Genomic DNA, 5,733 nt, shown 5'->3' on the forward strand with positions numbered 1-5,733 from the left:
ACGTTTATTTGGGTTAACCACTAAACACACAGTAAAAAAACGTTGATGAAGTTCACTATAAGTCCATTTCAGCGATTGACTTTCAGCATAGATAGGATAAATATGGACACATCATTTACTCAGCTATCGATCAAATGTTCATAGCATTTGTTCGGTAACGAAATTTTCCGTAGTTGGCTGAGCAGATGTCTCATTAAATGCGATGAGACGGTTAGCTAACTCGCTTGCAAATGCACAAGCTGTGATAACAAAAATCACGCTTAAGCCCATTTAAATAGGATGATCGATTATGAGCAACAAGTTAGAGCAACTTCGTAAACTAACGACTGTAGTAGCAGACACTGGCGAAATTGATGCAATTAAAAAGTATCAGCCAGAAGACGCAACAACTAACCCTTCTCTTATCCTTAAAGCCGCTCAAATCGCAGAGTACGCACCTCTAATCGATGCTTCAATCGAATACGCTAAAGCACAGAGCAACGACAAAGCTCAACAAGTTCAAGATACTTGTGACATGCTTGCAGTAAACATCGGTAAAGAAATCCTAAAAACTATCCCAGGTCGTATCTCTACAGAAGTAGACGCTCGTCTATCTTACGATATGGAAGGCAGCGTAGCGAAAGCTCGTCAACTAGTGAAAATGTACAACGATGCTGGCATCACTAACGACCGTATCCTTATCAAACTGGCTTCAACTTGGGAAGGCATTCGCGCAGCTGAGATCCTAGAAAAAGAAGGCATCAACTGTAACCTAACGCTTCTATTCTCGTTCGCTCAAGCACGTGCTTGTGCAGAAGCGGGTGTATTCCTAATCTCGCCATTCGTTGGTCGTATCATGGACTGGTACAAAGCGAAAGAAGGCCGTGACTTCGAAGCTCAAGAAGATCCAGGCGTACTATCTGTAACTAAGATCTACAACTACTACAAAGAATACGGCTACAAAACTGTAGTTATGGGCGCAAGCTTCCGTAACATCGGTGAGATCTTAGAACTAGCTGGTTGTGACCGTCTAACTATCGCTCCTGCTCTACTTGCAGAACTAGAAGCAGCTGAAGGTGAAGTAGTTGAGAAACTAGTTGATTCTAAAGGCGCAGCTGAGCGTCCAGCACCAATGACTCACGCTGAGTTCCTATGGGAACATAACCAAGACCCAATGGCTGTTGAGAAGCTGGCTGAAGGTATCCGCAACTTCGCCGTTGACCAAGGCAAACTAGAAGCGATGATCGAAGCTAAGCTTTAATTGCTTACCAAAAGCGAGTAGCCCGTCTACTCGCTTTTACCATCAGCACTATTTTCAAAAAATTCTATTTGAACTTGTTTCGGCGAGTTCCCTCTATTTAAATCAAATATCGAGAAGTAATCACTATGGATCGTAAACATCTAGCAAATGCAATCCGTGCGCTAAGCATGGATGGTGTTCAACAAGCTAACTCTGGTCACCCAGGTGCACCTATGGGTATGGCTGACATCGCTGAAGTTCTTTGGCGCTCTCATCTAAACCACAACCCATCAAACCCTGAGTGGGCAGACCGCGACCGTTTCGTACTGTCTAACGGCCACGGCTCAATGCTGATTTACTCTCTACTGCACCTTGCAGGTTACGAGTTGTCTATCGACGATCTGAAAAACTTCCGTCAGCTTCACTCTAAAACTCCTGGTCACCCAGAGTACGGTTACGCGCCAGGAATCGAGACCACAACGGGTCCGCTAGGTCAAGGCATCACTAACGCGGTTGGTATGGCTCTAGCTGAAAAAGCGCTAGCAGCACAGTTCAACAAAGAAGGCCACGACATCGTTGACCACTTCACTTACGTGTTCATGGGCGACGGCTGTCTGATGGAAGGTATTTCGCACGAGGCATGTTCTCTTGCAGGTACTCTAGGTCTAGGCAAGCTGATCGCGTTCTGGGATGACAACGGCATCTCTATCGACGGTCACGTTGAAGGTTGGTTCTCTGACGACACACCTAAGCGTTTCGAAGCTTACGGTTGGCACGTAATCCCTGCAGTCGATGGTCACGATGCTGACGCAATCAACGCAGCAATTGAAGCGGCGAAAGCGGATCCACGTCCTACACTTATCTGTACTAAGACTATCATCGGTTTTGGTTCACCAAACAAATCTGGTTCACACGATTGTCACGGTGCGCCACTAGGTGCAGAAGAAATCGCAGCAACACGCAAAGAACTAGGTTGGGAGCACGGTCCTTTTGAAATTCCGCAAGAAGTCTACGCAGAATGGTCAGCGAAAGAAACAGGCGCAGCTAAGGAAGCAGCGTGGAACGAGAAATTTGCAGCTTATGAAGCAGCGTACCCTGAGCTGGCAGCTGAATTTAAACGCCGCGTAAACGGTGAGCTTCCTGCACAGTGGGAAGAGAAAGCAAGCCAAATCATTGCTGATCTTCAAGCTAACCCAGCAAACATTGCATCACGTAAAGCGTCTCAAAATGCTCTAGAAGCATTTGGTGCTTTACTACCAGAGTTCATGGGTGGCTCTGCTGACCTAGCACCTTCTAACCTAACCATGTGGTCTGGTTCTAAGTCTCTAGAGGCAAGCGACTTCTCTGGTAACTACATCCACTACGGCGTACGTGAATTCGGTATGACAGCGATCATGAACGGTATCGCGCTACACGGTGGTTTCGTTCCTTACGGCGCAACATTCCTAATGTTCATGGAGTACGCACGTAACGCAATGCGTATGGCTGCGCTGATGAAAATTCAGAACATCCAAGTGTACACGCATGACTCTATCGGTCTTGGCGAAGATGGTCCAACTCACCAACCAGTTGAGCAAATGGCATCGCTACGCCTAACACCAAACATGAGCACATGGCGTCCATGTGACCAAGTTGAGTCCGCTGTAGCTTGGAAACTAGCGATTGAACGTAAAGATGCACCGACAGCACTTATCTTCTCTCGTCAAAACCTTGCGCAACAAGAGCGCACAGCAGAACAAGTAGCAGACATCGCGAAAGGTGCTTACATTCTGAAAGATTGCGAAGGCAAGCCAGAGCTAATCCTTATCGCAACAGGTTCTGAAGTTGAACTAGCAGTAGAAGCAGCAGCACAGCTAACTGCTGAAGGTAAGAAAGTACGCGTTGTTTCAATGCCATCAACAGACGCATTCGACAAACAAGACGCCGCTTACCGTGAAGCTGTACTGCCATCAGACGTAACAGCACGTATCGCAATTGAAGCAGGTATTGCTGACTTCTGGTACAAGTACGTAGGCTTCGACGGTCGCATCATCGGTATGACTTCATTCGGTGAATCTGCACCAGCTGGCGAACTATTCAAAATGTTTGGTTTCACGACTGAAAACGTAGTGAACACAGCAAAAGAGCTACTCGCGTAATTGCAGTAAAAAGATAGTCAGTTTTCTCTATTGCGAATGTGAAAACTGAAAAGCCCCACCAGCAATGGCGGGGCTTTCTTTTATCTGGCTCCTATTCGCATAAACGCAGCCAGGACATAAACATCACAACTTTCGTTACGACTATTTGTCTTCAAATCGAAGTGCGAGCTGATAGAAATCTTGTACTTGGTCTTTCAACTGTCGGCTATTTTGCTCAACTGAATGTGTTGCTGCCAAGTTTTGTTCTGCGGTCGAAGCAATAGAATGAATGTGCTGGTTTACATCACTAGATAGCTTTAACTGGTTATTCGCCGCTTCTGCTACATCAACCATCAGCCCACTCATGGTTTGCATCATCTGTTCAACTTCAGACAAACGCAACGCGCTTTGTTCTGCTACTTGAGAACAGGCATCGGTTTGCTCTTTGTTTGCCAGAATATCTTTCTGCCAACTTTGAATCGTTGCCAACATAGTGGAGATAGAGGCTTGGATTTGTTCAGTTGCATTGGATGTTCGCCCAGAAAGCGCGCGGACCTCATCAGCTACAACAGCAAAACCACGACCTTGCTCCCCTGCTCTTGCCGCTTCAATCGCCGCGTTGAGTGCCAGTAAATTGGTTTGCTCTGCGATCCCACCAATCTCTTCCATCAAATGGTTCACCTTCTGCGCCTGATCACTCAGTTGATACGTCGTTTCCGTCGCTTTTTCAGCTTGAAGGCTTAACTTCGCTAGATTGGTGTGCGTTTGATCAATGGTCTCCTTCGCCATCAAGCATGACTTCAATGTATCATCAATCAACATATGGGCATCATTGGTACTCGAAGAAACCGAATTTGCCGACGACTCCACCTCTTGGGTAGCATCTCGCACACGATGAATATCGGTATTTTGCTGATTTAATGCAGCCGAGACTTCTGCCGTTGTTTGACTGAGCTCTTCGGCGCAATGCTGCAAAGGCAATGCGGAGTCAGTCATTCTTCCTAACACGGTTCGAATTCTTGCGGATAGCATTTTGATATGGAAATCGGCAATCGAAAATGCCGTGTTACCGGAATAGATCAAGCGACTTACGCTGTCATATTGCTTTTGTAACTTTTTAAGTTGCTGAGGTGTATCAATTAACTCTTGGCGGAATAACAGAGCTAGAACACTTGCAGGTAACGCACTTGCAAGCCAAGCCAACGGCCCTTCAACAGACAACGCATATGCGGTTGCAGGTGCGGTTAGTGCACCAAGTAGAATCGCATAGCGAATGGTTTCATTGATTTTCAACGACCAAGTTCGGCCAGACTTCTCTGCAGCACGCATGCTTTTGTAGGCTTTTGTCGCAATATCAACCCACTCTCGCTTTGGTTTCACGCGCACTGATTGATACCCAACAACATGGTTGTCTTCGTAGATAGGGGTGACATAAGCATCAACCCAATAGTAACCGCCAGACTTAGTGGCATTCTTAACCATTCCACGCCAGGCTTTACCTTGTTTAAGGCGTGCCCACATATCACCGAAAGCGGCTTTAGGCATATCATTATGACGAACTATATTATGGTTCTGACCGACAAGTTCTTCGTGAGTGTATTCAGCAACGCGGCAAAAGGCTTCATTACAATATGTAATAACACCTTGTAAGTTCGTTGTTGAGACGAGTTCCTCAGACTCCCTCACGAGAGTTTCTTGAGCTTTATGAGAAATATTGGCTGACATAGACGAAACTTCTTTAGTTTTTATTGATTTTCGGCAAGATATATACAGGATTTTTATTTTTATTACAAAAAGTTAGATAAAAAGTCTTATCAAATCGACATTTTTATTGTGGGAATTCACATTATCGATAAAAACATAAAGAAGAGATTGTTGATTTGAGCTAATAAACAAACCCGACACGATAGGCCGGGTTATATATTAAGACTTAATTAAGCGGTTTGTGATTCTGGCTTTTTATTCGTTTTTAACGCAAACATCGCGATAACGAGTAACACAAATGGAAGAACATACAAATTAAGATTCTGCCAACCTACGGTAGACTCAAGCCAACCAGATAGTAATGCGGTGATGGTGACACAACTGAACACGAAGAATTCATTAAACGCTTGAGCCTTGCTTCTGTTTTTCGCTTCATAGCTTTGACTAAACAGCCCAGTTGCTGCGATAAACATAAAGTTCCACCCTATTCCTAACAGGATTAAAGCAAGACTAAAATGCCAGATAGACACTCCATGTATATTAATTCCAATACAAGCAACAAATAGCAATCCACCCGCCAAAATCATATTCTTAGCGCCAAACCGCTCTATCAGACGGCCCGTGACAAACGCAGGTGCAAACATACCCAACACGTGCCATTCGATCACTCCCGCCGCTTTATCAAAATCAAAG

Annotated in this window: 4 protein-coding genes; 2 read left to right on the forward strand and 2 right to left on the reverse strand. The window is 45.2% G+C overall.

The features are described from left to right. The first annotated feature begins 289 nt into the window (after nt 1-289). Both tal and tkt read left to right on the forward strand, forming a co-directional pair. The gene (gene tal, locus IQR33_RS11140; RefSeq protein ID WP_005373488.1) at nt 290-1,240 is read left to right on the forward strand and encodes a transaldolase; all 951 of its coding nucleotides are present in this window, start codon (nt 290-292) and stop codon (nt 1,238-1,240) included. Between the two features lie 125 nt (nt 1,241-1,365). Then, nucleotides 1,366-3,357, forward strand: a complete 1,992-nt coding sequence (tkt, locus tag IQR33_RS11145; RefSeq protein ID WP_042522667.1) for a transketolase — start codon at nt 1,366-1,368, stop codon at nt 3,355-3,357. A gap of 141 nt (nt 3,358-3,498) precedes the next feature. Here the strand turns inward: tkt and IQR33_RS11150 are convergent, their stop codons facing one another. Both IQR33_RS11150 and IQR33_RS32845 read right to left on the reverse strand, forming a co-directional pair. Then, nucleotides 3,499-5,061, reverse strand: a complete 1,563-nt coding sequence (locus IQR33_RS11150) for a methyl-accepting chemotaxis protein (RefSeq protein ID WP_017819900.1) — start codon at nt 5,059-5,061, stop codon at nt 3,499-3,501. Between the two features lie 209 nt (nt 5,062-5,270). Then, nucleotides 5,271-5,733: MFS transporter (locus tag IQR33_RS32845; protein ID WP_228013862.1), on the reverse strand; the 463-nt coding region annotated here is incomplete at its 5' end.

This window comes from Vibrio sp. OPT46, from assembly GCF_015163535.1.
Classification (GTDB): domain Bacteria; phylum Pseudomonadota; class Gammaproteobacteria; order Enterobacterales; family Vibrionaceae; genus Vibrio; species Vibrio alginolyticus.

Coding starts and splice junctions, on each gene's coding strand:
- tal (WP_005373488.1), top strand. CDS start 290: ATGAGCAACAAGTTAGAGCAACTTCGTAAACTAACGACTGTAGTAGCA.
- tkt (WP_042522667.1), top strand. CDS start 1,366: ATGGATCGTAAACATCTAGCAAATGCAATCCGTGCGCTAAGCATGGAT.
- IQR33_RS11150 (WP_017819900.1), bottom strand. CDS start 5,061: ATGTCAGCCAATATTTCTCATAAAGCTCAAGAAACTCTCGTGAGGGAG.